The organism is Caulobacter sp. CCUG 60055 (genome assembly GCF_022750545.1).
Taxonomy (GTDB): Bacteria; Pseudomonadota; Alphaproteobacteria; order Caulobacterales; family Caulobacteraceae; genus PUIC01.
The window spans coordinates 35,953-59,995 of sequence record NZ_PUIC01000012.1 but is presented as its reverse complement, the minus strand read 5'-3'; the positions used below and the strand labels follow the sequence as shown (position 1 = coordinate 59,995).

At 71.5% G+C, this 24,043-nt stretch carries 21 protein-coding genes; 14 read left to right on the top strand and 7 right to left on the bottom strand.

Annotated features, from left to right (window positions below; translation table 11 throughout):
• The first annotated feature begins 9 nt into the window (after nucleotides 1–9).
• Nucleotides 10–786 carry a SapC family protein gene (locus C5708_RS15810; protein WP_242922614.1) on the top strand — a complete coding sequence of 259 codons (777 nt, stop codon included), beginning with the start codon at nucleotides 10–12 and terminating at the stop codon, nucleotides 784–786.
• On the opposite strand, the gene C5708_RS15805 is transcribed toward C5708_RS15810, so the two are convergent.
• Complete coding sequence (locus C5708_RS15805) at nucleotides 773–1,480, bottom strand: FCD domain-containing protein (RefSeq protein ID WP_278254006.1); 708 nt, start codon at nucleotides 1,478–1,480, stop codon at nucleotides 773–775. The genes C5708_RS15810 and C5708_RS15805 overlap by 14 nt on opposite strands.
• Before the next feature lie 258 nt (nucleotides 1,481–1,738).
• On the opposite strand from C5708_RS15805, the gene C5708_RS15800 reads away from it, so the two are divergent.
• The 13 genes from C5708_RS15800 to C5708_RS15740 all read left to right on the top strand — a co-directional run bounded on the left by C5708_RS15800 (nucleotide 1,739) and on the right by C5708_RS15740 (nucleotide 16,983).
• Entirely contained in the window at nucleotides 1,739–3,241 is a 1,503-nt protein-coding gene (locus tag C5708_RS15800) for a carboxylesterase family protein (protein WP_242922610.1), read from the top strand.
• Nucleotides 3,242–3,264: 23 nt separating this feature from the next.
• Nucleotides 3,265–4,146 (top strand): alpha/beta hydrolase, encoded by an 882-nt coding sequence (locus C5708_RS15795; protein ID WP_242922609.1) that lies wholly within the window; start codon nucleotides 3,265–3,267, stop codon nucleotides 4,144–4,146.
• Between the two features lie 136 nt (nucleotides 4,147–4,282).
• Nucleotides 4,283–5,836 (top strand): alpha/beta fold hydrolase, encoded by a 1,554-nt coding sequence (locus C5708_RS15790; RefSeq protein ID WP_242922608.1) that lies wholly within the window; start codon nucleotides 4,283–4,285, stop codon nucleotides 5,834–5,836.
• Between the two features lie 185 nt (nucleotides 5,837–6,021).
• The gene (locus C5708_RS15785) at nucleotides 6,022–6,711 is read left to right on the top strand and encodes a sigma-70 family RNA polymerase sigma factor (RefSeq protein ID WP_242922607.1); all 690 of its coding nucleotides are present in this window, start codon (nucleotides 6,022–6,024) and stop codon (nucleotides 6,709–6,711) included.
• A gap of 31 nt (nucleotides 6,712–6,742) precedes the next feature.
• Nucleotides 6,743–7,765 carry a dipeptide epimerase gene (locus C5708_RS15780; RefSeq protein WP_242922606.1) on the top strand — a complete coding sequence of 341 codons (1,023 nt, stop codon included), beginning with the start codon at nucleotides 6,743–6,745 and terminating at the stop codon, nucleotides 7,763–7,765.
• 3 nt (nucleotides 7,766–7,768) lie between these two features.
• The gene (locus C5708_RS15775) at nucleotides 7,769–9,208 is read left to right on the top strand and encodes a serine hydrolase domain-containing protein (protein WP_242922605.1); all 1,440 of its coding nucleotides are present in this window, start codon (nucleotides 7,769–7,771) and stop codon (nucleotides 9,206–9,208) included.
• 179 nt (nucleotides 9,209–9,387) lie between these two features.
• Complete coding sequence (locus C5708_RS15770) at nucleotides 9,388–10,362, top strand: pyridoxal-phosphate dependent enzyme (protein ID WP_242922604.1); 975 nt, start codon at nucleotides 9,388–9,390, stop codon at nucleotides 10,360–10,362.
• Between the two features lie 70 nt (nucleotides 10,363–10,432).
• Nucleotides 10,433–11,449 (top strand): DUF1611 domain-containing protein, encoded by a 1,017-nt coding sequence (locus C5708_RS15765; RefSeq protein ID WP_242922603.1) that lies wholly within the window; start codon nucleotides 10,433–10,435, stop codon nucleotides 11,447–11,449.
• Nucleotides 11,434–12,783 carry a peptide MFS transporter gene (locus C5708_RS15760; RefSeq protein ID WP_278254005.1) on the top strand — a complete coding sequence of 450 codons (1,350 nt, stop codon included), beginning with the start codon at nucleotides 11,434–11,436 and terminating at the stop codon, nucleotides 12,781–12,783. The genes C5708_RS15765 and C5708_RS15760 overlap by 16 nt, the downstream gene beginning before the upstream one ends.
• On the top strand, nucleotides 12,780–13,742 hold the full coding sequence (locus C5708_RS15755) for an ornithine cyclodeaminase family protein (RefSeq protein ID WP_242922600.1): 963 nt from the start codon (nucleotides 12,780–12,782) through the stop codon (nucleotides 13,740–13,742). The genes C5708_RS15760 and C5708_RS15755 overlap by 4 nt, the downstream gene beginning before the upstream one ends.
• Nucleotides 13,743–13,843: 101 nt before the next feature.
• Complete coding sequence (locus C5708_RS15750) at nucleotides 13,844–14,851, top strand: membrane dipeptidase (RefSeq protein WP_278254004.1); 1,008 nt, start codon at nucleotides 13,844–13,846, stop codon at nucleotides 14,849–14,851.
• Nucleotides 14,852–14,887: 36 nt separating this feature from the next.
• Nucleotides 14,888–16,018 carry an FAD-dependent oxidoreductase gene (locus tag C5708_RS15745; protein ID WP_242922597.1) on the top strand — a complete coding sequence of 377 codons (1,131 nt, stop codon included), beginning with the start codon at nucleotides 14,888–14,890 and terminating at the stop codon, nucleotides 16,016–16,018.
• Nucleotides 16,015–16,983 (top strand): M13-type metalloendopeptidase, encoded by a 969-nt coding sequence (locus tag C5708_RS15740; RefSeq protein WP_242922652.1) that lies wholly within the window; start codon nucleotides 16,015–16,017, stop codon nucleotides 16,981–16,983. Before C5708_RS15745 ends, C5708_RS15740 begins: the two co-directional genes overlap by 4 nt.
• Nucleotides 16,984–17,008: 25 nt before the next feature.
• On the opposite strand, the gene C5708_RS15735 is transcribed toward C5708_RS15740, so the two are convergent.
• From C5708_RS15735 to C5708_RS15710, 6 genes are all read right to left on the bottom strand, one after another.
• Complete coding sequence (locus C5708_RS15735) at nucleotides 17,009–17,935, bottom strand: LysR family transcriptional regulator (RefSeq protein WP_242922596.1); 927 nt, start codon at nucleotides 17,933–17,935, stop codon at nucleotides 17,009–17,011.
• Nucleotides 17,936–18,038: 103 nt separating this feature from the next.
• Nucleotides 18,039–18,926 (bottom strand): formyltetrahydrofolate deformylase, encoded by an 888-nt coding sequence (gene purU, locus C5708_RS15730; RefSeq protein ID WP_242922595.1) that lies wholly within the window; start codon nucleotides 18,924–18,926, stop codon nucleotides 18,039–18,041.
• On the bottom strand, nucleotides 18,923–19,456 hold the full coding sequence (locus tag C5708_RS15725; protein ID WP_242922594.1) for a sarcosine oxidase subunit gamma family protein: 534 nt from the start codon (nucleotides 19,454–19,456) through the stop codon (nucleotides 18,923–18,925). Before C5708_RS15725 ends, purU begins: the two co-directional genes overlap by 4 nt.
• On the bottom strand, nucleotides 19,449–22,370 hold the full coding sequence (locus tag C5708_RS15720) for a sarcosine oxidase subunit alpha family protein (RefSeq protein ID WP_242922593.1): 2,922 nt from the start codon (nucleotides 22,368–22,370) through the stop codon (nucleotides 19,449–19,451). The genes C5708_RS15725 and C5708_RS15720 overlap by 8 nt, the downstream gene beginning before the upstream one ends.
• A complete protein-coding gene (locus tag C5708_RS15715; RefSeq protein WP_242922592.1) occupies nucleotides 22,367–22,660 on the bottom strand; it encodes a sarcosine oxidase subunit delta in 294 nt (97 codons plus the stop codon). Before C5708_RS15715 ends, C5708_RS15720 begins: the two co-directional genes overlap by 4 nt.
• 12 nt (nucleotides 22,661–22,672) lie before the next feature.
• Complete coding sequence (locus C5708_RS15710) at nucleotides 22,673–23,926, bottom strand: sarcosine oxidase subunit beta family protein (RefSeq protein ID WP_242922591.1); 1,254 nt, start codon at nucleotides 23,924–23,926, stop codon at nucleotides 22,673–22,675.
• Between the last annotated feature and the right edge of the window lie 117 nt (nucleotides 23,927–24,043).

Here is a 24,043-nt window from a genome sequence, read left to right as displayed (position 1 = left end):
GACCGAACCATGGCCTCGAAGTCCAAGACCGACCCGCAGCCGGGGACGGCGGCGGCGACCTTCCCCCTGTTCTACGCCGAACCGCAGGCGCTGACGGCCGAGGCGCACGGCGCCCTTCGCCTGAAGAACGGACAGGATTTCCGTTTCGCGGCGGGGACCAACGCCGTTCCGATCATGGCGGCCGAGTTCGTCGAGGGACAGAGGGCCTATCCCATCGTCTTCGTGGGCGAGCCGGCCCATCCGGCCGTGGTCCTGGGCCTGGCGGAGGAGAACCTCTATGTCGAGGCGGACGGCGGCTGGGCCGAGGGGCGCTACATCCCCGCCTATGTCCGGCGCTATCCGTTCGTGTTCATCGAGACGGCCGACAAGACCCAGTACGCCCTGGGGATCGACGTCGCCTGTTCGCGCCTGGCCGCCACGCCGGGGGACGGGGAGGGGCAGGCGCTGTTCGTGGACGGCCAGCCCAGCCCGCTGACCCAGGAGGCGCTGCGTTTCTCGGCCGCGCTGCAGGCCAGCCAGCAGGACACGCGCGCCTTTTGCGACGCGCTCGTCGAACGGGATCTTCTGGTCGAACAGCAGGCCCAGGGGGCGCTGGCGGACGGCGAGCCGTTCAATGTGCGGGGGTTTCGCACCGTCGACGCCGCGCGCCTGCACGCCCTGCCGGACGAGGTGGTGCTGGACTGGCGTCGCAAGGGCTGGCTGACCCTGATCGATTTCCACCTCGCGTCGCTGTCGCTGTGGCGCGACCTGCTCGGCCGCCAGGGCGCGGCGGTCAAAGCGCCTTGAGCTTGGCCTCGACCGCCTCGCGGTGGGCGTTGCCGCCGCTGGCGTAGGTGGTCATCGCCTCGTTGAGGCGGGCCGGATCGCGCTGGTGCAGGGCGTCGACCAGCGCCTTGTGGTTGCGGTCGTCGAAGCTGGTGTCGGCGCGGACCTCCGGGGCCAGCCAGCGATAGCGTTCGAGCTGGTCGACGAGGCCGTCGATGAAATCGGACAGGGTCGGCGAGCCGGCTCCGGCGACCATCTCGCGGTGGAAGTCCCGGAAGGCCGCGTCCCATTCGTCGTAGAGCTCGGGCTGCTGTTCGGCCTTGGCCCAGTCGAATTTGAGCGTGCGGTAGAGCGCCAGCACCAGCCGCTTCTCCCAGGCCTCGTCGCCGTTGGTCAGGGCCATGTGCAGCGCCATCGGCCATAGCCGGTTCATCACCGCGCGCACGTCCATGTAGTTGGCCAGCGACACCGGGGTCACGCGAAAGCCCCGGCGGTCCTCCTTGGCCACCAGCCGGGTGGCGCACAGCAGGGACAGGGCCTCGCGGATCGGGCTGAGGCCGACGCCGTAGCGCCTGGCCAGCTCCTCGATCTTGAGCCGGCCGCCAGCCGGCAGGACGCCGCGCACGATATCGCGCCGGATCCTCTGCTGAGTCTGGTCGATCAGGGACGACGCGGACGTCTTTCCCCCACGCAGCCTTTGCTCGGACACGTTCATCACGACCCCAATGCCCGTCGCGAACCGTCAAATCAAGCGGTTGGCAGAAAAATCGATTATATTGTTGCTTGCATAAAAAAATCGATTATCAAATCCGCCAACGAAAACGCTTGGGAAGGCTCCCAAGGCGTGAACTGGGAGAGCGTCGTGGCGTATTGGCGGGGGCGTAAGGCGGCGAAGGCCGCCGGCCGCGTGGCGTGCGGGCTGGCGTTGGCCGGGGCGATCGGGGCTGCGGCGTCCGCCGAGCCGAGCGCGGTCGTGAAGGTCGACGCGGGCGAGCTGCAAGGCGTGCGCAACGGCCAGGTCCAGATATTCAAGGGCGTGCCCTACGCCGCGGCGCCGGTCAGCGACCTGCGCTGGCGGCCGCCCCAGCCCGCCGCGCCCTGGGCCGGCGTCAAGCAGGCCGCGCGCTACGGCGCGGACTGCATGCAGAACCGCGTGTCCTGGGACACCAGCCAGTCGACCCAGCCGGTCAGCGAGGACTGCCTGACCCTCAATGTCTGGACGCCGGCCCAGGCCGGGGCCAAGGGCAAGCTGCCGGTCATGGTCTGGATTCACGGCGGCGGTTTCGTCAGCGGCTCGGCCTCGCAGCCGGTGTTCGAAGGGACCAAGCTCGCCCAGCGCGGCGTGGTGCTGGTCACCTTCAACTATCGCCTGGGCCGTTTCGGTTTCTTCGCCCACCCGGCGCTCAGCGCCGAAAGTCCCGACGGGCCGCTGGGCGACTACGGCTTCATGGACCAGATCGCCGCGCTGAAGTGGGTCCAGAAGAACATCGCGGCCTTCGGCGGCGATCCGGCCAACCTCACCATCTTCGGCGAGTCCTCTGGCGGCGGCTCGGTCAACGCCCTGATGGTCTCGCCGGCGGCCAAGGGCCTGTTCCACAAGGCCATCTCCCAGTCCGGCGGCGGTCGCGACAAGTGGCGGCCCCTGCGCGAGGACAAGCCGGACGCGCCGTCGGCCGAGGCCGTGGGCAAGGCCTTCGCGGTCAGGGCCGGCGTCGCCGGCGACGACGTCGCCGCCCTGCGCGCCATCCCCGCGTCCAAGGTGCTGGGCGGCCTCAACATGCTGGACAACGAGGCCAAGACCTATTCCGGCGCGATCATCGACGGCAAGATCGTGACGGCCGACATCGGCGCGGGCTTCGCCGCCGGCCGTCAGGCCAAGATTCCCTATATCGTCGGGGCCAACAGCGACGAGTTGGGCTTCATCCCCGGCTTCCTGCTCGGGCCGATGACCGCCAAGGTCGCCGCGGTGCTCGGGGCGGACAAGGACGCCGTCGTCGCCGCCTACGGCTCCAAGGCGGCCTACGAGGCCAAGCTGGCCAGCGACCTGAACTTCGTCGAACCGGCGCGCTTCATGGCCGGTTCGGCCGCCGCCGCCGGCCAGCCGGCCTGGCTCTACAATTTCGGCTACGTCGCCGAGGCCAAGCGCAAGTCGACCAAGGGCGCGTCGCACGCCTCGGAGCTGGCCTACGTCTTCGACAACCTTCAGGTCTCCGGCGATCCGGTCAGCGACGCCGACCGCGCCGCGGCCAAGCTGATCGGCGACTACTGGACCGAGTTCGCCAGGGGCGGCGATCCGAACGGCGCGGGACGGCCCGCCTGGCCGAAATACGTCAAGACCGAGGACCAGCAACTGGTCTTCACGCTCGACGGCGCCGCGCCGGCCAAGCGCGCGCGCTTCCTGCGCCTGGAGGCTGGCGACGCGGTCTACGCCGTCGGGAGCGGCGATTTCACCTTCAGATGCGGCGTGCGCCGATGACCAACCTGCAAAGGAGCGGGCGAATGGCCCTTTCGACGAGTTTGCGCTGGTTCGCCCCGTTGGCGGCGGGCGTGGGGCTGTTGCTGTCCCCGGTGATGACGGCGGCGCAGAGCGCCACGATCCCGCTCTGGCCGGCGGGGGGGCAGGGGGGCAAGGCCGACTATCCGGCCGAGGTCGTCGGCAAGGCGGCGCCCTTCAAGGGAACCATCGTGCGCAACGTGTCCCGGCCCGTCCTCGAAGTGTTTCCCGCCGATCCGGCCAAGGCCAACGGGATGGCGGTGATCGTCGCGCCCGGCGGCGGCTTCCACATGCTGTCCTACGAGAACGAGGGCGTCGAGGTGGCGCGGTGGCTCAACTCGCTGGGCGTCACCGCTTTCGTGCTCAAGTATCGCCTGCTGGCGACCGGCGGCGATTTCGTCCCGGTGTTCATGGCGCGGCTGATGAACATGGACGCCATGGTCGCGGCGACGGCGCCGTTGAAGCCGGACGTCACGGCCGACGGCGTCCAGGCGGTGAAATTGGTCCGCCAGCGCGCCGCCGAATGGAAGGTCTCGCCCGACCGCATCGGCATGATGGGCTTTTCCGCCGGCGGCGCGGTGACGGCGTGGGCGACCCTGAAGGCCGAGCCGGCCTCGCGGCCCGATTTCGTCGCCGCCATCTATCCCGGCCTGCTGGGGACGCTGTCGGTTCCTGGCGATGCGCCGCCGATGTTCATCTTGGCCGCGAACGACGACCCCATCGGCGCGCCGGACAGTCTCAAGCTGTACGCCGCGTGGCGGGCGGCCGAGCGGCCGGTCGAGCTGCACCTCTACGAGAAGGGCGGCCACGGCTTCGGCATGGCGCCCCAGAACCTGCCCGTCGACGGCTGGAAGGCCCTGTTCGAGGCGTGGCTGGCGCGGCGTTGACCGGGACGTTCCCGTCGCCGAGGGCGCTGGTCTCGCGACGATCCCCCGATCCGCGCAGGTAGGGTCGGGCGCGCGACGAGCGTCTCCAGAACCGGGCGCGCGACAAGACGACGCCCGTCGCCGGAGGAGCGTCGCCATGTGGATATCTCGTCACCTCGCCGTGGGGCGGCTGGGGCGTGCTGCTCTGGCCTTCGCCGCGCTCGCCGTTCTGGCGGCCGCGCCGGCCGTTTCCGCCGCCGAGCAGCGCAAGGCCGGCGAGGTCGTCAGCGAGACCAAGGTGCTGACCGCAGCCGACGGACGCCAGGTGCGCTACGAGATCGGCGCCGTCTTCGTGCCCGAGAACCGCGACGCCAAGACCAGCCGGATCATCGCCGTCGGCTTCGCCCGCCTGCGTCCGGCCGAGCCGACCGGGGCCCCGCCGATGTTCGTCCTGCCGGGCGGGCCGGGCGACAGCTATCTCGGCGCCTTCTCCGAGACCACCGACCGCGCCCGCCGCCAGCAGGCGCAACTGCTCCAGCTCAGCCGGGCCGGCGACGTCGTCGTCATCGACCAGCGCGGCTATTCGCGGCGGGGCGAGGTGCTGGGCTTCGTCGGCCGGCCCCGCGACCTGCCCCTGGACCGGCCGGCCTCCCTGGCCGCCGACACGGCCGAGAACCTGAAGATCTTCAAGGCCGCCGTCGCGGCCAACGCCGACAAGGACCTGTCGGGCTACACCGTGCTGCAATGCGTCGAGGACGTGAACGACCTCAGGCAGGCGCTGGGATACGGCCAGATCACACTGGTGGGCCAGAGCTTCGGCTCGCAATGGAGCTTCGCCGTCATGCGGCGGCGGCCGGAGATCGTCGCGCGGGCGCTGCTCTCGGGCGTGGAGCCGCTGGACTACGCCTACGACATGCCCTCGCACATCTACGCCGCGCTCCAGCGGATCGCTTGGGACGCCGACCATGATCCCGGCCTGCGGCCCTACCTGCCCAACGGCGGGGTGATGGCCGCCGTCGGCGCGGTCCAGCGCCGGCTGGCCAAGGCTCCGGTCAGGGTGCGGATCAAGGACGACAAGACCGGGCGGATGTCGACCGTGGCGCTCGGCCGCGAGGATTTCCAGCGCGCCATGCTGACCCCGGCCGCCGACTGGCCGGCCCTGGTGCTGTCGGCCTATCACGGCCGCTACGACGACTGGGCCCGCGCGGTGGCGGCCCAGCGCCGGGCCAGCGACGAGCGCGACGCGCTGATCGGGCCGCTGATCGACACCAGCCTGGGCGTGACCCCCGCGCGCGAGCACCTGCTGCGGACCGACGCCGGCGTGGCGGCGATGGGATGGTGGGACTTCGACGCCTACATCGCCTCGCGCAAGGCCGGCGTCTGGCCGAGCCCGGACGTCGGCGACGCCTTCCGCACGCCGGTCCTGAACCGGACGCCTGTGCTGTTCGTCAACGGCGACTGGGACACCTCGACCCCGGTCGAGAACACGCTGAACATGCTGCCCTATTTCCCCAACAGCCGGACGGTCCTGGTGCACCGGGGCGGCCATGGCGCGCGGGCGGCGCTGCTGGAGCAGCAGCCGGCCGTCACCGACGCCGTCGTCGCCTTCCTCAAGACCGGGGACGTCCAGGCGCTGCCGGTGAACGCCTCGCTGCCGGCGCCGGCGTTCAAGCGGCCGTCGTTTCCGCCGCCGCCGTCGTCGGGCCTATGAGAGTTCGGTCTGACTTGCGCCGATCTCAGCATTGGGCGCCTCCGCGCCGCCTGCGTAGGGTCGCCGCTTAGTCCGGAACCCGACAGCAAGAGTTCGCCGATGACCTGGAAGAGCTGGCCGTTTATCGCCCCGGCGACCATCGCCGCGGGTCCGCGGCCGGGACTGGTCTTGGCGGCCCGCCGGGCGTGTCGAGGTCCGTCCCGATGATGGGGCGGGGGCAGGCGCGCCAGCTCGCGCCGGCCGGGCTCGACCGGGAGACCCTCGGCGCCGACCGGGTCGGCGCGGACGACGAGCACGGCGCGGTTCGTCGCCACGCCCCGGCCGGGGAGCGCGGTTCGCTGTCGAGCCGGCTGGACGAGGTCTATCGCGACCGCAGGGAGAAGCTGCTCAAGTTGGCCGGCTGCGGCGGCGCCGACGAGGCCGCCGACCTGATGCACGACGCCGTGGTCAAGACCCTGCAGGCGGGGCTGAGGGTCGAGATCCTCGACCCGACCTGTTTCCTGCTTCAGGCGACGCGAAACACCCTGACCGACCGCTTCAGATCGAGAGCCCGCCGCAAGCGCGTTCTGGACTACGGCCTGGAGGACGCCGACGCGCCCGATCCGACGCCGGGCGCAGAGCGGGCTCTGATCGCCGCGCAGCAACTGCGGGCGGCCTTGGCGATCATCGCGCGGATGCCGCCGCGCCGGCGCGAGGCCCTCATGCTCTGCCGGTTCGAGAAGCTCTCCCACGCCGAAGCCGGCCGGCGCATGGGCGTGACGGTGCACGCCATCGAAAAGCACCTCGCGGCCGGCAAGGCGCAACTCGCCGCCGAGTTCGAGCATGGGCCCGGACAAGCCGCCGCGCCGCCGCGCCGCCGGCTCGCCAGACCCTGACCTTGGTCCCGATCCACAGGAGCAGCCCCTTTTGAGTGAGAATGTCAGGCGGCCTGTCCGCCTTGAGGTCGGGGTCGAGAACTGGCCGTTCACCAAGCCGTTCCGGATATCCGGCTACACCTTCGTCGACATCGACGTGGTCGTGGTCGCCCTGAGCGACGGCGCCCATGTGGGGCGCGGCGAGGCGGCCGGGGTCTATTACCGAGGGGACGACCCGGCGGCCATGGTCGCCCAGATCGAGGCCCTGCGCGAGCGGATCGAGGCGGGCCTCGACCGCGAGGACCTTCGCGGCCTGCTGCCGCCGGGCGGCGCCCGCAACGCCTTGGACTGCGCCCTGTGGGACCTGGAGGCCAAGCGCGTCGGTCGTCCGGTCTGGGCGCTCGCCGGCCTGGAGGCGTCCCGGCCGCTTCTGACCACCTACACCGTCGGCGCCGATGATCCGGAGGTGATGGCGGCCAAGGCGCGGCGTTTCGCCGGCGCGCGGGCCTTGAAGCTGAAGCTGACCGGCGACGCCGTCGACGGCGAACGCGTGCGGCGGGTGAGGGCGGCGCGCCCCGACGTCTGGCTCGGCGTCGACGCCAACCAGGGCCTGGATCGCGACAGCTTCGCGCGGCTGGCGCCCTGTCTGGTCGAAACCGGGGTCAAGCTGCTGGAGCAGCCGTTTCCCCTCGACCGCGACGACTGGCTCGACGGCCTGGCCTCGCCGATCCCGATCGCCGCCGACGAGAGCGTCCAGGACGGCGGCGACATCGCCGGCTTGGTCGGGCGGGTCGACGTCATCAACATCAAGCTCGACAAGTGCGGCGGGCTCACCGAGGCGCTGGACATGGTCCGCGAGTCCCGCCGCCTCGGCCTCAAGGTCATGGTCGGCAACATGTGCGGCACCGTGCTGGCCATGGCCCCGGCCTTCGTGGTCGGCCAGCTCTGCGACATCGTCGATCTCGACGGGCCGATGGAGCTGTCTTCGGACCGGACCCCGGCGACGATCTACGAGGACGGCTGCGTCCGCTGCCCGCCCGAGGCCTGGGGCGACCCGGCCGTCGCGGATCGCTGACCCGTGACCGGCCGCCCCTCGCGACGCGCCATGGTCGGCCTGGGCGTGGCCGGGGCCGCCGCGCTCGGCGCGTCTCCGGCGATCGCGGCCGGATCGGGACGGATCGGCCTGCCGCCGCCGCTCCGCCGCGCCGTCCAGGCTCGGATGGAGGCCGGCCGGCTGCCCGCCGTCGCTGTCGCCGTCGTCCGCAACGGGGTTCCAGCGGCGGTCGAGGGGCTGGGGCTCGCCTCGCCGCCGTTCGGCGTCGCCGCCACGCCGAGGACCCTGTTCCACCTGGGGTCGGCGTCGAAACACTTCACCGCCGCGCTGGTGCTGAGGCTGGCGGCGGCCGGGCGCATCCGGCTGGGCGACGCGGTCGGGGACTATGCGCGCGGCCTGCCGCCGTCGCTGGCCGGTCTGCCGATCAGCGCCCTGTTGTCCCATACCGCCGGCGCGCCGGAATACGAGGCGCTCGCGGGCTTCGAGGGCGACAAGCCGGTCTGCCGCGAGATGTTCCTGGCGCGGATGGGAGGCCTGGCGGTCGATTTCGCGCCGGGCGAGGCGTGGTCCTATTCCAACACCGGCTATGTCCTGCTCGGCTATCTGATCGCCGACGTCTGCGGGCGGCCCTATCGCGAGGTGGTCGCCCAGGAGTTGCTGGCGCCGGCCCGGCTGCGCGAGGCGCGCGTCGACGACGCCTCGGCGATCATACCGGGCCGGGCCGAACCGCATGTGCTGGCCGACGGCGTGCTGCGGCGGGCGATGACGATGGATTCCGATTTCTCGGGCTGGCCCGACGGCGGGATGCTGATCTCGGCCCGGGACGCGGCCCGCTGGGAGGCGGGCCTGCAGAGGGGCGAGGCGGCGCCGGCCGTTCCCCTGCGGACGATGACCACGCCGGTGCTGCTGAAGACCGGGCGCAACTGCGCCTACGGCTTCGGGTGGCGGCTCGATCGGGTGCGGGGGCGCGAGGTCCACTATCACGCCGGCAGCGTTCCAGGGTTCATGGCCTTCTATCTGCGCATCCCGTCCGAGCGCCTTGGGGTGGTGGTGACGGCCAATGTTCAGAGCGAGCGCGCCCGGGCGGCCGTGGCGCGGATCGCCCACGAGGCGGCCGAAGGCTTCGCGCCGGGCTCGACGGCGATCTCGCTGGTCCCCATGCGCGATCCGGACCCGGCGCTCGCCGCCGAGGCCAGGGCCATGCTGCTGCGCGGCGGCCGGCCGCTCGATCCCGGCCGGTTCGCGCCCGAGATCGCCTGCTTGCTGGGGCGGCCGGCGGGCGAAAAGGCGGCTCCGCCCGACCGGACCGCCGCCGGCCTGCTCGACCTGAACCTGGTGGAGGCGTTCGACGAGGACGGCGGCGGCCATGTCCGGCGCTATCGCTGCGTCTACGCCGACCGCGTGGAGCACATGGCCTTCGCCTATGCGCGGGACGGGAGGATTTATCGTGTCCGGGCGATCTGACCCCTCCCGGCGGGGCGCCCGCAAGGCCCGCCCGGGGGGCGAAGCGCCAGAATTGCGGCGCGGCGCGGGTAGGGGCGGGCCGTCGCGGATCGTCTCTAAGGGCTATGGCCCGACGGTTTCGTCCGCGGTTCCGGCCGGACCATTCCATCGCGACAAATCGACAGAAGTGAGCCTCGCCCGTGCGTGATCTGAGCAGCCTTCCCGTCACCTTCGCCGATATCGAAGCCGCCGCCGCGCGCATCGCGCCGTTCGTGCATCGCACCCCGGTGCTGACCTCGCACCGGCTGAACGCGATCCTGGGCTGCGAGGTGTTCTTCAAGTGCGAGAACCTGCAGCGCATCGGCGCCTTCAAGGCGCGGGGCGCGCACAACGCGGTGTTCTCGCTGAGCGACGAGGAGGCCGCGCGCGGGGTGGTCACGCATTCGTCGGGCAACCACGCCGCCGCCCTCAGCTTGGCCGCCGGCAACCGCGGCGCGCGCGCCTACATCGTCATGCCGTCCAACGCGCCCAAGGCCAAGGTGGAGTCCGTCCGTCGCCTGGGCGGCGAGATCGAGTTCTGCGCGCCGACCACCGCCGCGCGCGAGGCCGCCGCCGCCGCCATCGTGGCCGAGCGCGGCGCCACCCTGGTCCATCCCTATGACGACCTCAAGGTCATCGCCGGGCAGGGGACGGCGGCGCTGGAGCTGCTGGCCGAGGTCCCGGATCTCGACGCCGTCGTCGCGCCGGTCGGCGGCGGCGGGCTGATGTCGGGAACCTCGGTGGCGGTGCGGGGCTCGGGCGCCCAGGCTCGGCTCTGGGCCAGCGAGCCCGAGCAGGCCGACGACGCCTGGCGCTCCTGGCGCAGCGGCGTGCGCACGGCCGGCGACCCGCCGAACACCATCGCCGACGGGCTGCGCACCACGCTGGGCGAGAACGGCTTCGTCATCCTGAGGGCCCTGCTCGACGACTTCGCCACGGTTCCGGAGACCGCGATCGTGTCGGCGATGCGGCTGGTCTGGGAGGTGCTGAAGGTGGTCATCGAGCCCAGCAGCGCGGTGCCGGTCGCCGCCCTGCTCGAAGGCCGCTTCGAGGCCCGGGGCCGCAAGGTCGGGGTCATCCTCACCGGCGGCAACGTCGATCTCGACCAACTGCCCTGGCAGGACGCGGCGCGATGAGCCCGCGCGTCCCGGCCCAGCCCGGCCCCGGCGAGGGGCCTGTCCCGTCGAGAGTTCGTGGAGCGACGTCGTGAGCCTGGTCCTGCCGTATCCTTATCTGCTCTTCCTGGCCGACGCGCAGACGCCGTCGGACGCCAAGACGGCGTTCGGCCTGCGCGACTGGGCTGCGGACCGCGTGCTCGGCGAATTCGCCTTGCCCGACTGCAAGGTGACCCTGGGCCTGCCGGTCCTGTCGCCCGAAGAGGCCCAGGCCCAGGGCGCGCGCGCCCTGGTGATCGGCGTCGCCGTGGATGGCGGCGGTCTTTCGGACGCCTGGATTCCGGCGCTGGTCCAGGCGCTGGAGGCCGGGCTGGACATCGTCAGCGGCATGCACGCCGCCCTCGGCGACATTCCCGTGCTGCGCAGCGCGGCGGCCCGGCTCGGGCGCCGGCTGATCGACGTGCGCCGGCCGCCGGCGGGCCTGCCGGTCGGCACCGGCCGCAAGCGGTCCGGCAAGCGCCTGTTGACCGTCGGCACCGATTGCGCCCTCGGCAAGAAGTATACGGCCCTGGCCCTGGCGCGGGCCTTCGCCGCGCGCGGCCTCGACGCCGACTTCAGGGCGACGGGACAGACGGGCATACTGATCGCCGGCTCGGGCCTGCCGATGGACGCGGTGGTCGCCGATTTCGTCGCCGGCGCCGCCGAGAGCCTCTCGCCCGACGCCGCCGCCGACCATTGGGACGTCATCGAGGGGCAGGGGTCGCTTTTCCATCCGGCCTACGCCGGGGTGTCGCTGGGCCTGCTGCACGGCAGCCAGCCGGACGTCATCGTCGTCTGCCACAAGGTCGGCCGCGACCGGATGTCGGGCTATCCGGACTTCGCCGTCCCCAGCCTCGCCGAGGCGATCGAGACCCATCTGCTGATGGCGCGCCGCACCAATCCGGCGGTTCGCTGCGCGGGGATCAGCCTCAACACCGCCCGGCTGTCGCCGACCGAGGCCGCCGCCGTGCTTCATGACGAGGGCGTCCGCCTCGGCCTGCCCTGCGCCGACCCGATCCGCGGCGGGGCCGAGTTCGAGCGCCTGGTGGATGCATGTCTGAGCGCCTAGCCGCCCGGTCGGGCGATAGGGCCTGGTTCGGTCATCCGAAAGGACTGATGGTCCTTTTCCTGACCGAGATGTGGGAGATCTTCTCGTTCTACGGGATGCGGGCGCTGCTGGTCTATTACATGACCAAGCAGCTGCTGATGAGCCAGCAGCAAGCGTCCATGGTCTACGGCCTCTATACGGCGTTCGTCTATTTCACGCCCATCTTCGGCGGCGCGATTTCGGACCGCTGGCTGGGCCGGCGCAAGGCGGTGATCCTCGGCGGGTCGATCATGGCGGTCGGCCATTTCATGATGGCGTCCGAGGCGCTGCTCTATCCGGCGCTGGCGGTGATCGCGCTGGGCAACGGCTTCTTCCTGCCCAGCCTGCCGAGCCAGATCAAAGGGCTCTATCCGCCGGGCGATCCCCGCACCGGCTCGGCCTACAGCGTCTACTATGTCGGCATAAACCTGGGCGCGTTCCTGGCGCCGCTGATCTGCGGCACGCTCGGTGAGCTCTATGGCTGGCACTGGGGGTTCGGCGCGGCCGGGATCGGCATGATGATCGGCCTCGGCGTCTACATCCTGGGCCGCCGGCACCTTCCTCCCGAGCCGTCCAGGGCCGAGCGCCTGGGGGCCGGCGCCGGAGGCGACCGTCCGCCCGAGGGGCTGCTGCGCCGGTTCCTGCTGCTGGGCGGCATCGCGGCGGCGGTGGTGGTGTTCCGCATCCCCTACGGCCAGGGCGGCAACACCCTGGCCCTGTGGATCGACCAGGCGGTCGACCGCCGCGTCGGCCTGGGCGAGCTGGCCATTCCGGCGACCTGGTTCCAGTCGTTCGACCCGCTGCTGGTGCTGCTGCTGACGCCGATCCTGGTGACGTGGTGGACGCGCGCGGCCGCGCGCAAGCGCGACCTGTCGCCGTTGACGAAGATGGTGACCGGCGCCGCCCTGATGGCCGTGGCCTTCCTGCTGCTGGCCGGCATCTGCGCCCTGGCCGACGGCGCCCGCGTCAGCTGGATATGGGCGGCGCTGTTCATCCTGGTGTTCACCACGGCCGAGCTGTTCATCCTGCCGGTGGGGCTCGGCCTGTTCGGGCGGCTGGCGCCGGCCGGGATGGGGGCGACGACCATCGCCCTCTGGTTCTTCGCCTCCTTCCTCGGCAACCTGCTCGCCGGGGTCATCGGCACGCTGTGGGGCGTGATCGGCCACGAGCTGTTCTTCCTGCTGCTGGCCATCCTGGCCGGCGGGGCCTCGTCGATCCTGTTGCTGTTCGACCGGCCCGCGCGGCTGATCGACCATTCCTTCTGCCGGGACGCCGGTCCCGATCCCGTCACGATCCAACAAGAGGCGTCTGCATGATCCTGGCCGTCAGTGAAACCGTCGCCGCGCGGCTGGTCACGCTCAAGGACGCCATCGCCCTGATGGAATCCGCGTTCGCTTCGCTGGACCGCGGCGAGTCGCGTCTGTTTCCGTTCGTCGCCGGGCATGGCAGCGATCCCGCCACCCGGTTCGGCGCCAAGCTCGGCTATGACGGCGAGCGCCGGACGCCGGGACTGAAGGTCGGGTCCTACTGGCCCCGCAACGTCGAAAGGGGACTGGGCAACCACGCCTCGACGACCCTGCTGCTCGACGACGACACCGGCGCGCCGCGCGCCCTGGTCGCGGCGACGCACCTGACCGCTCTGCGCACGGCCGCCTCGGACGCGGTGGCGGTGAAGCATCTGGCCCGGAAGGACGCCTCCGTCCTGGCGGTGGTCGGCGCTGGGCATCAGGCCTATTGGGACGCCCTGGCCGTCGCCGAAGTGCGCAAGCTGGAGCAGGTGCTGGTCTGGGCGCGCGAGGCGAGCGCGGCCGAGGCTCTGGCCGCCCGCCTGCGGACGGCGGGACTGCCCGCCCAGGCGTCGGACCTGCGGCCGGCCCTGGCCCGCGCCGACATCGTCTCGACAGCGACCGCTTCGCGGAGCGCCCTGTTCGCGGCCGGGGACGTGCGTCCCGGGACGCACCTCTCGGCGATGGGCGCCGACGGCGTCGGCAAGCAGGAACTCGACCCGGCCCTGCTGCTCGGCGCGTCGCTGTGGGCCGACCTGCCGACCCAGTCGATCGTCATCGGGGAATTCCAGCGGCTGCCCGCCGCGCTGGCCGGCGGCGTCCAGCCCATCGGCGGTCTGATCTCGGGACGGCTGCCCGGGCGCTGCGGCGATGAAGAGATCACCATCTACGACAGTTCCGGCGTCGCGCTGCAGGACCTGGCGATCTGCGCCCTGGCGCTGGAGCGGGCGCAGGCCGAAGGGTCGGTCCAGACGCTCGATCTGTCCTGAGGCCGCCGGGATGGTCGTCGCATGACGATACAAGAATGTATTTTCGCATTGGGCGGATCTAGAACTTGACCACTGACCTTCGGTTTTTGGGGAATGGATCCATGGATGCTCTTGATCGCGCGAGCCGGACGGGCCCCGCCGACCTTCACGCGAACGCGCTGGTCTGGGACAATCACGGATGCCTGCCGATGGAGGCGCCGGACCGCTGGCTCGACGACCTCGACCGCTACCGGCGCGCCGGGGTCGACGTGGCGGGCGTCAACATCGGCGACAGCCACGTTCCGCTGGAAGAGCTGATCCACAACGTCGCCAGGCTGCGCGCGCACGTGAAGCAGCATCCCGACCGCTACGTCCTGGTCGGGACGGCCGCGGCGATCCTGGAGGCCAAGGCCGCCGGCAAGCTGGCCATCTTCTTCGACGTCGAGGGGGCGTTCTCCATCGGCGACAACCTCAGCCTGATCGAACTCTACTACGAGCTCGGCGTCCGCTGGATGGCGATGGTCTACAACATCGCCAACAATGTGGGTTCGGGTTGCCATGACGCGGTCGACGGCGGCCTGACCCCCTTCGGCCGCCGCGTGGTCGAGGAGATGGACCGGGTCGGCATGCTCAAGTGCTGCACCCACACCGGCTATCGCACGGCGATGGACGTGATGAACAACACCGACAAGCCGGTGGTGTTCTCGCATTCGAACCCAAGGGCGCTGAGGGACCATCCGCGCAACATCCCCGACGAGCTCGTCGACGCGTGCGCGCGTATCGGCGGCGTGGTCTGCATCAACGGCATCGGCATCTTCCTGGGTGCCAACGACGCCAGCGTGAAGACCTTCGTCGACCATATCGACCATGTGGTCCAGCGTGTCGGCGCCGCGCACGTCGGCGTGGGGCTGGACTACGTGTTCGACCAGGAAGGCCTGGGCGGGATCATCGCCCAGAGCGCGGCGCTGTGGCCGCCCGAGGGGGGGTACCAGCAGGACATCGCGTTCATGGCGCCCGAGCGCCTGCCCGAGGTGACCGAAGAGCTGCTGCGTCGCGGCTACGCCGAGGACGATGTGCGCGGCGTCCTCGGCGGCAATCTTTGGCGCGTGGCGCGCCAAGTCTGGGTGTGAGCGGCTGGGGCCGCCGTCTCAAGGGAGTCTCCAGCCGTGTCTGACTCGGTTTTCGATTTCGTCGTCATCGGCGGCGGCGTGGCCGGCGCGTCGATCGCCTGGTCGCTGTCCGCCCACGGCAGGGTGGCCTTGCTGGAGCGCGAGGCGCACGCCGGCTATCACAGCACCGGCCGGTCGGCGGCGAGCTATATCGAGGGTTACGGCGACGCCTCCGCCCGGGCGCTGACCCGGGCGAGCTTCGATTTCTACACCAACCCGCCGGAGGGCTTCGCGCCGACGCCGCTGGTCAGCGACCGGGGCATCCTGTTCATCGCCGCCCCCGGCCGGGCCGAGGCTGTCGACGCCCTGGCCGCCACGCTCTCGGAGCAGGGCACGGCCTATGTCCGCGACGACGCCGAGACGGCGATGGCGCGGGCGCCGGTGCTGCGTCCCGAGTTCGCCTCCGGCAGCCTCTACGATCCGAAAGCGTTGGAGATCGACGTCGACGCGCTGCTCCAGGGCTATCTTCGCGGGCTGCGGCGGCGGGGCGGCGAGATCTATTTCGAGGCCGAGCTGCAGGCCGCGCAACGCGTCGGGTCGGCCTGGCGGCTGCGGGCGGCGGACAGGACGCTGTCCTGCGGCTGGCTGATCAACGCCGCCGGAGCCTGGGGCGACCTGGTCGCCGCCCGCTGCGGCGCGCGGCCGGTCGGCCTCAATCCGTTGCGGCGCACCGCGATCATCGTCGATGCGCCCGAAGGGCGGGACGTCTCCCGCTGGCCGATCGTGATGGACATCGACGAGAGCTTCTATTTCAAGCCGGAGGCCGGGCGGCTGCTGTGCTCGCCGGCCGACGAAACCCCGGTGGCGCCGCACGACGCCTACGCCGACGAATACGACATCGCTGTCGCCGCCGACCGCCTGCAGACCGCGACAACCATCGAGGTGTCGCGGGTCAGGCGCAGCTGGGCCGGCCTCAGGACCTTCGCGCCCGACCGGACCATCGTGGCCGGACCCGATCCGGACGTCGCGGGCCTGTTCTGGTCGGTGGGGCAGGGCGGCTATGGCGTGCAGACCGCGCCGGCGCTGGGCCGGTTCGTGGCCATGTCGATCCTCAACGCCGGCCCGCCCAGCGAGATGGACGCCTTCGGCCTCGACCCGGCGGCGCTGAGCCCGAGCCGGTTCGGCTGAGGAACCCCTGGGCGACCTGCGCGGTCGCCGCCCGGTATTTCCCGCCGGTCGCCAAGCAGCGCATCCAGGCCCTGGCCGACGATCTGAAGGCGGCGTTCAAGGCCCGCATCGAGCGGCTGGACTGGATGTCGCCGACCACCAAGGCGCGGGCCCTGGAGAAGCTGTCCAAGACGGCGGTCTATGTCGGCTATCCGGACCGCCCGCGCGATTATCGGTCCCTGGTCATCCGCCGAGACGACCTCTATGGCGACGTCAGGCGGGCGGCGGCGTTCGAATGGCGGTTCGCCGTGGGGCTGCTCGACAAGCCGGTGGACCGCGGCGAGTGGACCCTGACGCCGCAGACCTTCAACGCCTATAGCGACCCGATCCTCAACGAGGTGGTGTTCCCGGCCGGCATCCTGCAGCCGCCGCTGTTCGACCCGGAGGCCGACCCGGCGGTCAATTACGGCGCGATCGGCGCGGTCATCGGCCACGAGCTCACCCACGGCTTCGACGACGAGGGGCGCAAGTACGACGGCGACGGGCGGCTGGCCGACTGGTGGACCGCCGAGGACGCGGCCGCTTTCGAGGCCCGCGCCGCCAGGCTGTCCAAGCAGTATTCGTCCTACGTGGCGCTGCCGGGCGTGCGCCTGAACGGTCAACTGACCCTGGGCGAGAACATCGCCGACCTTGGCGGGGTGCTGCTGGCGCTCGACGCCTACCACGTCTCGCTGAAGGGGGCGCCCGCGCCGGTGGTGGACGGCCTGACCGGCGACCAGCGTTTCTTCCTGGGCTACGCCCAGGCCTGGCGGGGCAAGCAGCGCGAGGATTCGCTGCGCCGCCGGATCGTCAGCGACCCGCATTCCCCGCGACAGTTCCGGGTGAACGGCGTCGTGCCCAATGTCGACGCCTGGTACGACAGCTTCGACGTCAAGTCGGGGCGGTCGCTGTTCCTCGATCCGGGCGAACGGGTGCGGATCTGGTGAGCCTCGGCGAAAGCCGGGGAGGGGCTCAGGCCCGCCGCTCGTCCCCTTGGCCGAGACTGAGGGCGACGGCGGCGTTCCAGACCTCTTCGCCGACCCGCGAGATCGGCTTGCGCGGGCGGAACAGCCGGATTTCGAGCGGGATGTCCCAGTCGGCCGGTCCAGCCCGGACCAGTTCGCCGGCCTGGACTTCGGCCCGGGTCTCGTTCTCCAGCAGCCACGCGAAGCCGTACCCGTGAAGCACCATCGATCTCAGGATGTTGGCGTAGGGCGAGGTGAAGGTCGGCGGCGATTCCACCTCGATCTCGTCATGGGCGTCGAGCAGCGCCTGGACCGCGCCGCTGAACCGCGAGGTCGCCGCATAGCCCAGGAACGGCGCGGGCCGAAGGGCGTCCGCCCGGTGGCGAGGGCCGCCGCCCTCGGCGGGAGCGCTCAGCGGGACCAGGGCGTCGGCGCCGATCAGGCAGCTGGCGTAGTCGCCTGGACCGAGATCGACCAAGGCGTCGTCCTTGCAATAGGTCAGCATGAATTCGCAGCCGCGGTCGGTCATCAGGGCCACGCCTTCGGGAAAGCTGCACGGCAGCAGCCGGGTGTTCACCGGCCCGATCTTCTCGCTGATCCGCTTGAGCCAGGGGGGGAAGAATTCGGTGGCCAGGCTGTGCGGCGCGGTGATCGACACCGTGCCCTGTTGCAGGGACGACTGCCGCATCACGGTTTCGCGGGTGGTCCGCAGCCGGCGCATCAGATCCTCGGCGTGGTCGCGGAACACCTCGCCGGCCTCGGTGAGGGCCACGGGCTGGAGGCTGCGGTCGAACAGCTGGGCGCCGGCCCAGGTCTCCAGGGCCTTGATGCGGCGGCTGAACGCCGACTGGGTCGTGAAGCGCAGTTCCGACGACCGCGTGAAGCTCTTGGTCTCGGCGAGGCTCAGGAAGTCCTCGATCCATTTTGTATCCATTGCGCTTCTCCCCCGCACCCGTAGGTTCCGATAATTTTTTTCATGATTTTCCAAATTTGCAATATTTTTGTCTCTTACGGCGCGCCTTTCGCGGGGCGCTGTCTCAGCTGAACACTATGGTGCGCTGGCCGTTGACCGCCAGCCGATGCTCGATGTGCCAGGAGACGGCGCGGGCCAGCACCGTGCATTCGATGTCGCGGCCGATGCCGACGAGGTTGGCCGGCGTGTGGGCGTGGCTCACCCGTTCGACCCCCTGTTCGATGATCGGGCCCTCGTCGAGATCGGTGGTCACGTAATGGGCGGTGGCCCCGATGATCTTCACCCCGCGGGCGTGAGCCTGGTGATAGGGCGTCGCGCCCTTGAAGCTGGGCAGGAAGGAGTGGTGGATGTTGATGCACCGTCCCGACAGCGCCTCGCACAGGGCCGGCGACAGGATCTGCATGTAGCGGGCGAGGACGACCAGTTCGATGTCGAGCCGCTCGACCAGTTCGAGCAGGCGCGCCTCCTGGGCCGCCTTGTCGGCCTTGTCGACGGGCAGGTGATGATAGGGCACGCCGCTCCACTCGACGAACGAGCGCATGTCGTCGTGGTTCGACACCACGGCCATGATGTCGACCGGCAACAAGCCCGAGCGCCAGCGATGCAGCAGGTCGAACAGGCAATGCCCGAACTTGGAGACCGCGATCAGCACGCGCGGACGGACCGACAGGTCGTGCAGCGACCATTGGATGTCGAAGCGGTCCGCCACCGCCGCGAAGCCGGCCTTGAACGGCTCCAGCGCCAGCAGCGGCTCGGCGCCCTCGCGCACGAACACGGTGCGCATGAAGAAGCGCCCGGTGGCGGCGTCGTTGTAATGGCTGGATTCGGTGATCGAGCAGCCCTGGTCCGCCAGATAGCCGGACACCGCCGCGACCACGCCCCTGGTGTCGGGGCAGCGGACGATCAGCACGTAGGAGGGCGCGGCGGGCGAGGGCGGTGCGGCGAGGGTCATGCGATGAATTCCTGTACGGCCTCGGCGAACCAGAGCCGCAGGTGGGCGGCCAGGGTGGCGTCGGCGATGATCGAGAAGGCTCCGTCGCCGCCGGGCGCGATCAGCAGGATCGCGACCTGGGCCAGCACGGTCTGGGCGCAACTGCCGGGCGGGAAGCTCCGCGGGTGAATGTCGAGGCCGCAGCCCTTGGCCAGCAGCTCGCGCGCCCGCTCGCCTTCGACCCGCCACAGCCGGCGGCCGGCCGACACGTCGGAAAGGTGATGCAGCCGCTCGCCGAGCGCCGCCGTCACGGGCGCCGCCAGGACCTCGGCGGCGTCGAACAGCGCCCACTCGCCGGGCGCGAGCCAGGCCGCGCGGACGCGCCCCTCGCCGACGGTGTTGGGCCGCGTCGGCCATTCCAGGCCGAAGGCGTCGCCGAGCGCGGTCGTCAGGCCCGTATCGGGCGAGCGCACGCGCAGCAGGCTGACCGCGACCGGGCTTTCGGCGATCGACAGTCCAGGGGCGTGCGCCACGGCGCTAGGGTCAGCCATTCAGACGCTCTCCCGTCGGATCGTAGGCGCCCGGTGCGGTGACGCGGACGCGCGCGCCCCGCTCAGGGCCGGACGCCACCATAAGTTCCTCGCCCAGGCGGTCGCGTCCGCCGCGGACCATGCCCAGCGCCACCCCCCGGCCCAGAACGGGGCTGAAGCCGGACGAGGTGACATAGCCGTCGCTCGGCTCGTCGCCGCCCGCGCCCTTGAGGTGGCCGCCGATGGTCAGGGGCGCGCTTGAGCCCACCACCTCCAGCCCGACGAACTGCAATCGGTCCTCGCGCAGGTTGGCCGGCCGGGTCAGCGAGCGGCGGCCGATGAAATCGTGCGTCCGCTTGAGCACGTGGCCCCAGCCCACGTCGCCGGGGGCGGTGCCGCCGTCGGTGTCCGCGCCGACGTGCAGATAGCCCTTCTCGGTGCGCAGCAGCATCCAGGCGTCGATCCCAACCGGACGAACGCCGTGGGGCCGCCCGGCGGCGAGCAGGCGGTCCCAGAGCTCGCCCGCGCGGTCGGCCGCAACGTTGATCTCGTAAGAGACCTCGCCGGTGAAGCTGACGCGGAAGATGCGCGCCGGCGTCCCCGCGACCCGCCCGTCGCGGAACGCCATGTGGGGGAAGGCCGCCGCGTCGACGGGGATGTCGACGCCGGCCGCCTCGAGCACGGCGCGGGCCTTCGGGCCGCTGAGCGTCAGGACGGCCAGGCTGGTGGTGACCGGGGCGACCAGCACGTCGAGATGCGGCCACTCGCATTGCAGCCACTCCTCCAGCCAGGCGGCGATGCGGGCGGCCCCCGCGCCGGTGGCGCCCACCAGGAAGCGGTCCTCGGCAAGCCGCGCCGTGACGCCGTCGTCGATGACCACGCCGAGTTCGTTGAGCATCAGCCCGTAGCGCGCCCGGCCGACCTTCAGCGTCGACATGGCGTTGGCGTAGACGCGGTCGAGGAACTCGGCGGCGTCGGGGCCCGCCACCTCGATCTTACCGAGCGGGGAGGCGTCGAACAGGCCGACCCCGCGCCGCACGGCCAGGGCTTCCTCCCGCACGGCCTCGGACGGGGTCGCGCCGGCGTGGGCGTAGCAGGCCGGGCGCAGCCAGCCGCCGTATTCCTCGAACACGGCCCCGGCCTCGATGTGGCGGTCGTGGGCCGGCAGGCGGCGGCGCGGCCGGAAGAGCTCGCCGCGCATCCGGCCGCCGAACGCGCCGAAGGCCGCCGGAGTGTACGGCGGGCGAAACCGCGTGGTCCCGGTCTGGGCCACGCCGCGCCCGGTCAGCTCCGCCATCAGCGCCAGGGCGTTGACGTTCGAGGTCTTGCCCTGGTCGGGGGCCATGCCCAGCGTGGTGTAGCGTTTCAGGTGCTCGACCGAGACGAAGGACTCGCGCCGGGCCAGGGCGAGGTCGTCGACGGTGACGTCGTTCTGGAAATCGAGGAACGCCTTGCCGGGGGCGGCCACGCGGCCGATGGCGGAGAAGGTCCAGGGACGGGCCTCGCCGGATGCGGCCGGCGGGGCGCCGTGGCCCCCGCCGGCCCGCCATCCCTGTTCGAGCGCGCCGCCGAGGTCGAACCTGGCGTCGGCCGCGCCGACGACATCGTATCCCCGGACCATGGCGGAGGGCTTGAACAGGGCTTGTGCGGCGTCCCAGGCCAGCGCGCCGCCGGTCTGGGAGAACAGGTGGACGGCGGGGTTCCAGCCGCCGGACATCGCCAGCAGGTCGGCCTGGAGTTTGAAGGTCGCGCCGTCCCGCGTCCGCGCCGTCACCGCCGACAGCGCCGGGGCGCCGTGCGTCGCGGTCACCTCGGTCCCCGGCAGGACCCTGACGCCGCGCGCTTCGGCGGCCTCGACCAGCGGCTTGGGCGGGGCCGGGCGGCGGTCGAGCAGGGCGACCACCTGGGCGCCGGCCCCGACCAGGGCGTGGGCGGCGGCGTAGGCGCTGTCGTTGTCGGTGAAGATCACCGCCGCCTCGCCGGCCAGCGCCGCCCAACGCTCGAGATTCTGTTGGACGGCCGAGGCCAGCATCACGCCCGGGCGGTCGTTGCCGGGAAACACCAGCGGCCGCTCGATGGCGCCGGTCGCCAGCACGATCCGACGGGCGCGCACGCGCCACAGCCGCAGCCTCGGGCGGCGCGCATCCCGGTCGCGCCGGTCGACGAGGCGCTCCAGGACCGCGACGCTGTTGTGGTCGAAACAGCCGATCGCCGTGGCCCGGACGAGGGCCGTGGTCTCGGGGGCGGCGTCCAGCTCGGCCTGCGCCCGGGCGACCCAGGCCGCGCCTTCCAGGCCGTCGATCGTCGCCGCGCGCCATAGCGCCGCGCCGCCCAGCGCCGGGTCCTGCTCGGCCAGGACCACCCGCTCGCCGCGACGGCTGGCGGCGAGCGCGGCGGCCAGTCCCGCCGGCCCGCCGCCGACCACAAGAAGGTCGCAATGGGCGTGCCGTTCGTCATAGCGGTCGGGATCGGGCGAGGTCGATATGCGCCCCAGGCCGGCCGCCCGCCGGATCGGCGGCTCGAACCAGCGCCAGTCCGGCCACATGAAGGTCTTGTAGTAGAAGCCGGCCGGGATGAAGCGGCTGATCGCGGCGTTGATCGCGCCGACGTCGAAGCGGGCGCTGGGCCAGCAATTCACGGGCGCGGCGGCCAGGCCGTCGTACAGCTCGATCTCGGTGGCGCGCAGGTTGACGTCCGTACGCGGTCCGTCTTCCAGCCGGACCAGGGCGTTGGGCTCCTCGACCCCGGCGGCGAGCAGGCCGCGCGGCCGGTGGTATTTGAACGACCGGCCGACGACGGAGACGCCGGCGGCCAGCAGCGCCGAGGCCAGGGTGTCGCCGGCGAAGCCCGTATGGGCGCGCCCGTCGAAAGTGAAGCGCAGCGGCCGGCTCCGGTCGATGGCCGAGCCGCCCTCGGCGAGCCTGCTCCCGCTCATCGGCCGGTCTCCGCCGCGATCTCGGCGGGGGGCGCTCCCATCGGATAGACCGCCGCGATCTCGTGGGTGCGGGTGTCGCGGACGAGGTTGAACCATTGGCGGCAGCCGAAGGCGTGCACCCAGCGCTCGCGCCCGGCCCCCTTGGGATTGGCGCGGGTGAACAGGTAGTCGGACCAGGCCTGGTCTCCGACCGCGCCATAGGGTTCGGGGCGCTGGATGTGGCTCTGGCCGCCGCAGCGGAACTCGGTCTCGTCGCGGGGGCCGCACCAGGGGCAGGGGATCAGCAGCATGAAGGACGGGCCTTAGTGAGCGATGCCCGAGGCCGCGGCCTCGTCGATCAGGGCGCCGGCGGCGAACCGCTCCAGCGAGAAGGGTTCGGCGAGAGGGTGGGGGCGCCCCGTCGCCAGGTGATGGGCGAACAGGGTTCCGCCGGCCGGTATGGCCTTGAAGCCGCCGGTTCCCCAGCCGCAGTTGACCAGCACGCCCGGCGTCGGGGTCTCGCCGAGGATGGGGCTGGAATCCGGGGCGACGTCGACGATTCCGGCCCATTGGCGCAGCAGGCGGACCCGGCCGAGCGCCGGCATCTGTTCGGCCACGGCGCCGAGGGTGTGGGCCCAGACCGGAAGGTTCCCGCGCTGCCCGTACGAGGCGTAGGGGTCCAGCGGGCCGCCGACGACCAGGCCGCCCTTGTTGGACTGGCTCAGATAGACCCCTGTGGCCAGCGACAGCATCACCGTGTCGAGCACGGGCTTCAGCGGTTCGGAGACGAAGGCCTGCAGGGCGTAGCTGGTGATCGGCAGGCTGAAGCCGGCGAGGTCGGCCAGCACCGTCGAATGGCCGGCGGCGGCCAGCCCCACGCGGTTGGCGGCGATGTCGCCGCGGCTGGTGCGGACGCCCGTCACCCGGCCGCGTTCGTTCTTGAGGAAGCCGACGACCTCGCAGTTCTGGATGATGTCGACGCCGAGGCCGCTCGCCGCCCGCGCGTAGCCCCAGGCGACGGCGTCGTGCCGCGCCGTGCCGGCCCTGGGCTGCACGAACCCGCCCCAGACCGGGAATCGGGCGCCGGCCGAGATGTCGAGCAGGGGGACGCGCCGCTTGATCTCCTGCGGCGAGATCATCTCGGCGTCGACGCCGTTCAGCCGCACGGCGCCGGCCCAGCGTTCGGCGATCTCCAGATCGTGCCGGCTGTGGGCGACGGTGATCATGCCGCGCTGGCTGAACATGATGTTGTAGTTCAGCTCCCGCGACAGGCCCTCGTAGAGCTTGAGCGAGAAGTCGTAGAGCCGCGCGCTCTGCGGATAGTAGTAGTTCGAGCGGATCACCGTGGTGTTGCGGCCGGTGTTGCCGCCGCCCAGCCAGCCGCGCTCCAGCACCGCCACCTCGGTGAGGCCGTGGTTCTTGGCCAGGTAGTAGGCCGTGGCCAGCCCGTGCCCGCCGCCGCCGACGATCACCGCGTCGTAACGCTTCTTCGGTTCGGGCGAACGCCACGCCGGACGCCATCCGGTCTGCCCGCGCAGCCCCTCGATGAACAGCCGTCCGGCGGAATATTGGGTCATCGGGAACTCGCTGGAACGGAGGAATACAGTACTGTATCGTGCTGGCTCCGATCCTCGTCAAGCGGCTTTCTTCGGCGTGGCCGGCCGCGTATCACATCGAGTTAACGCGCAGCGGCC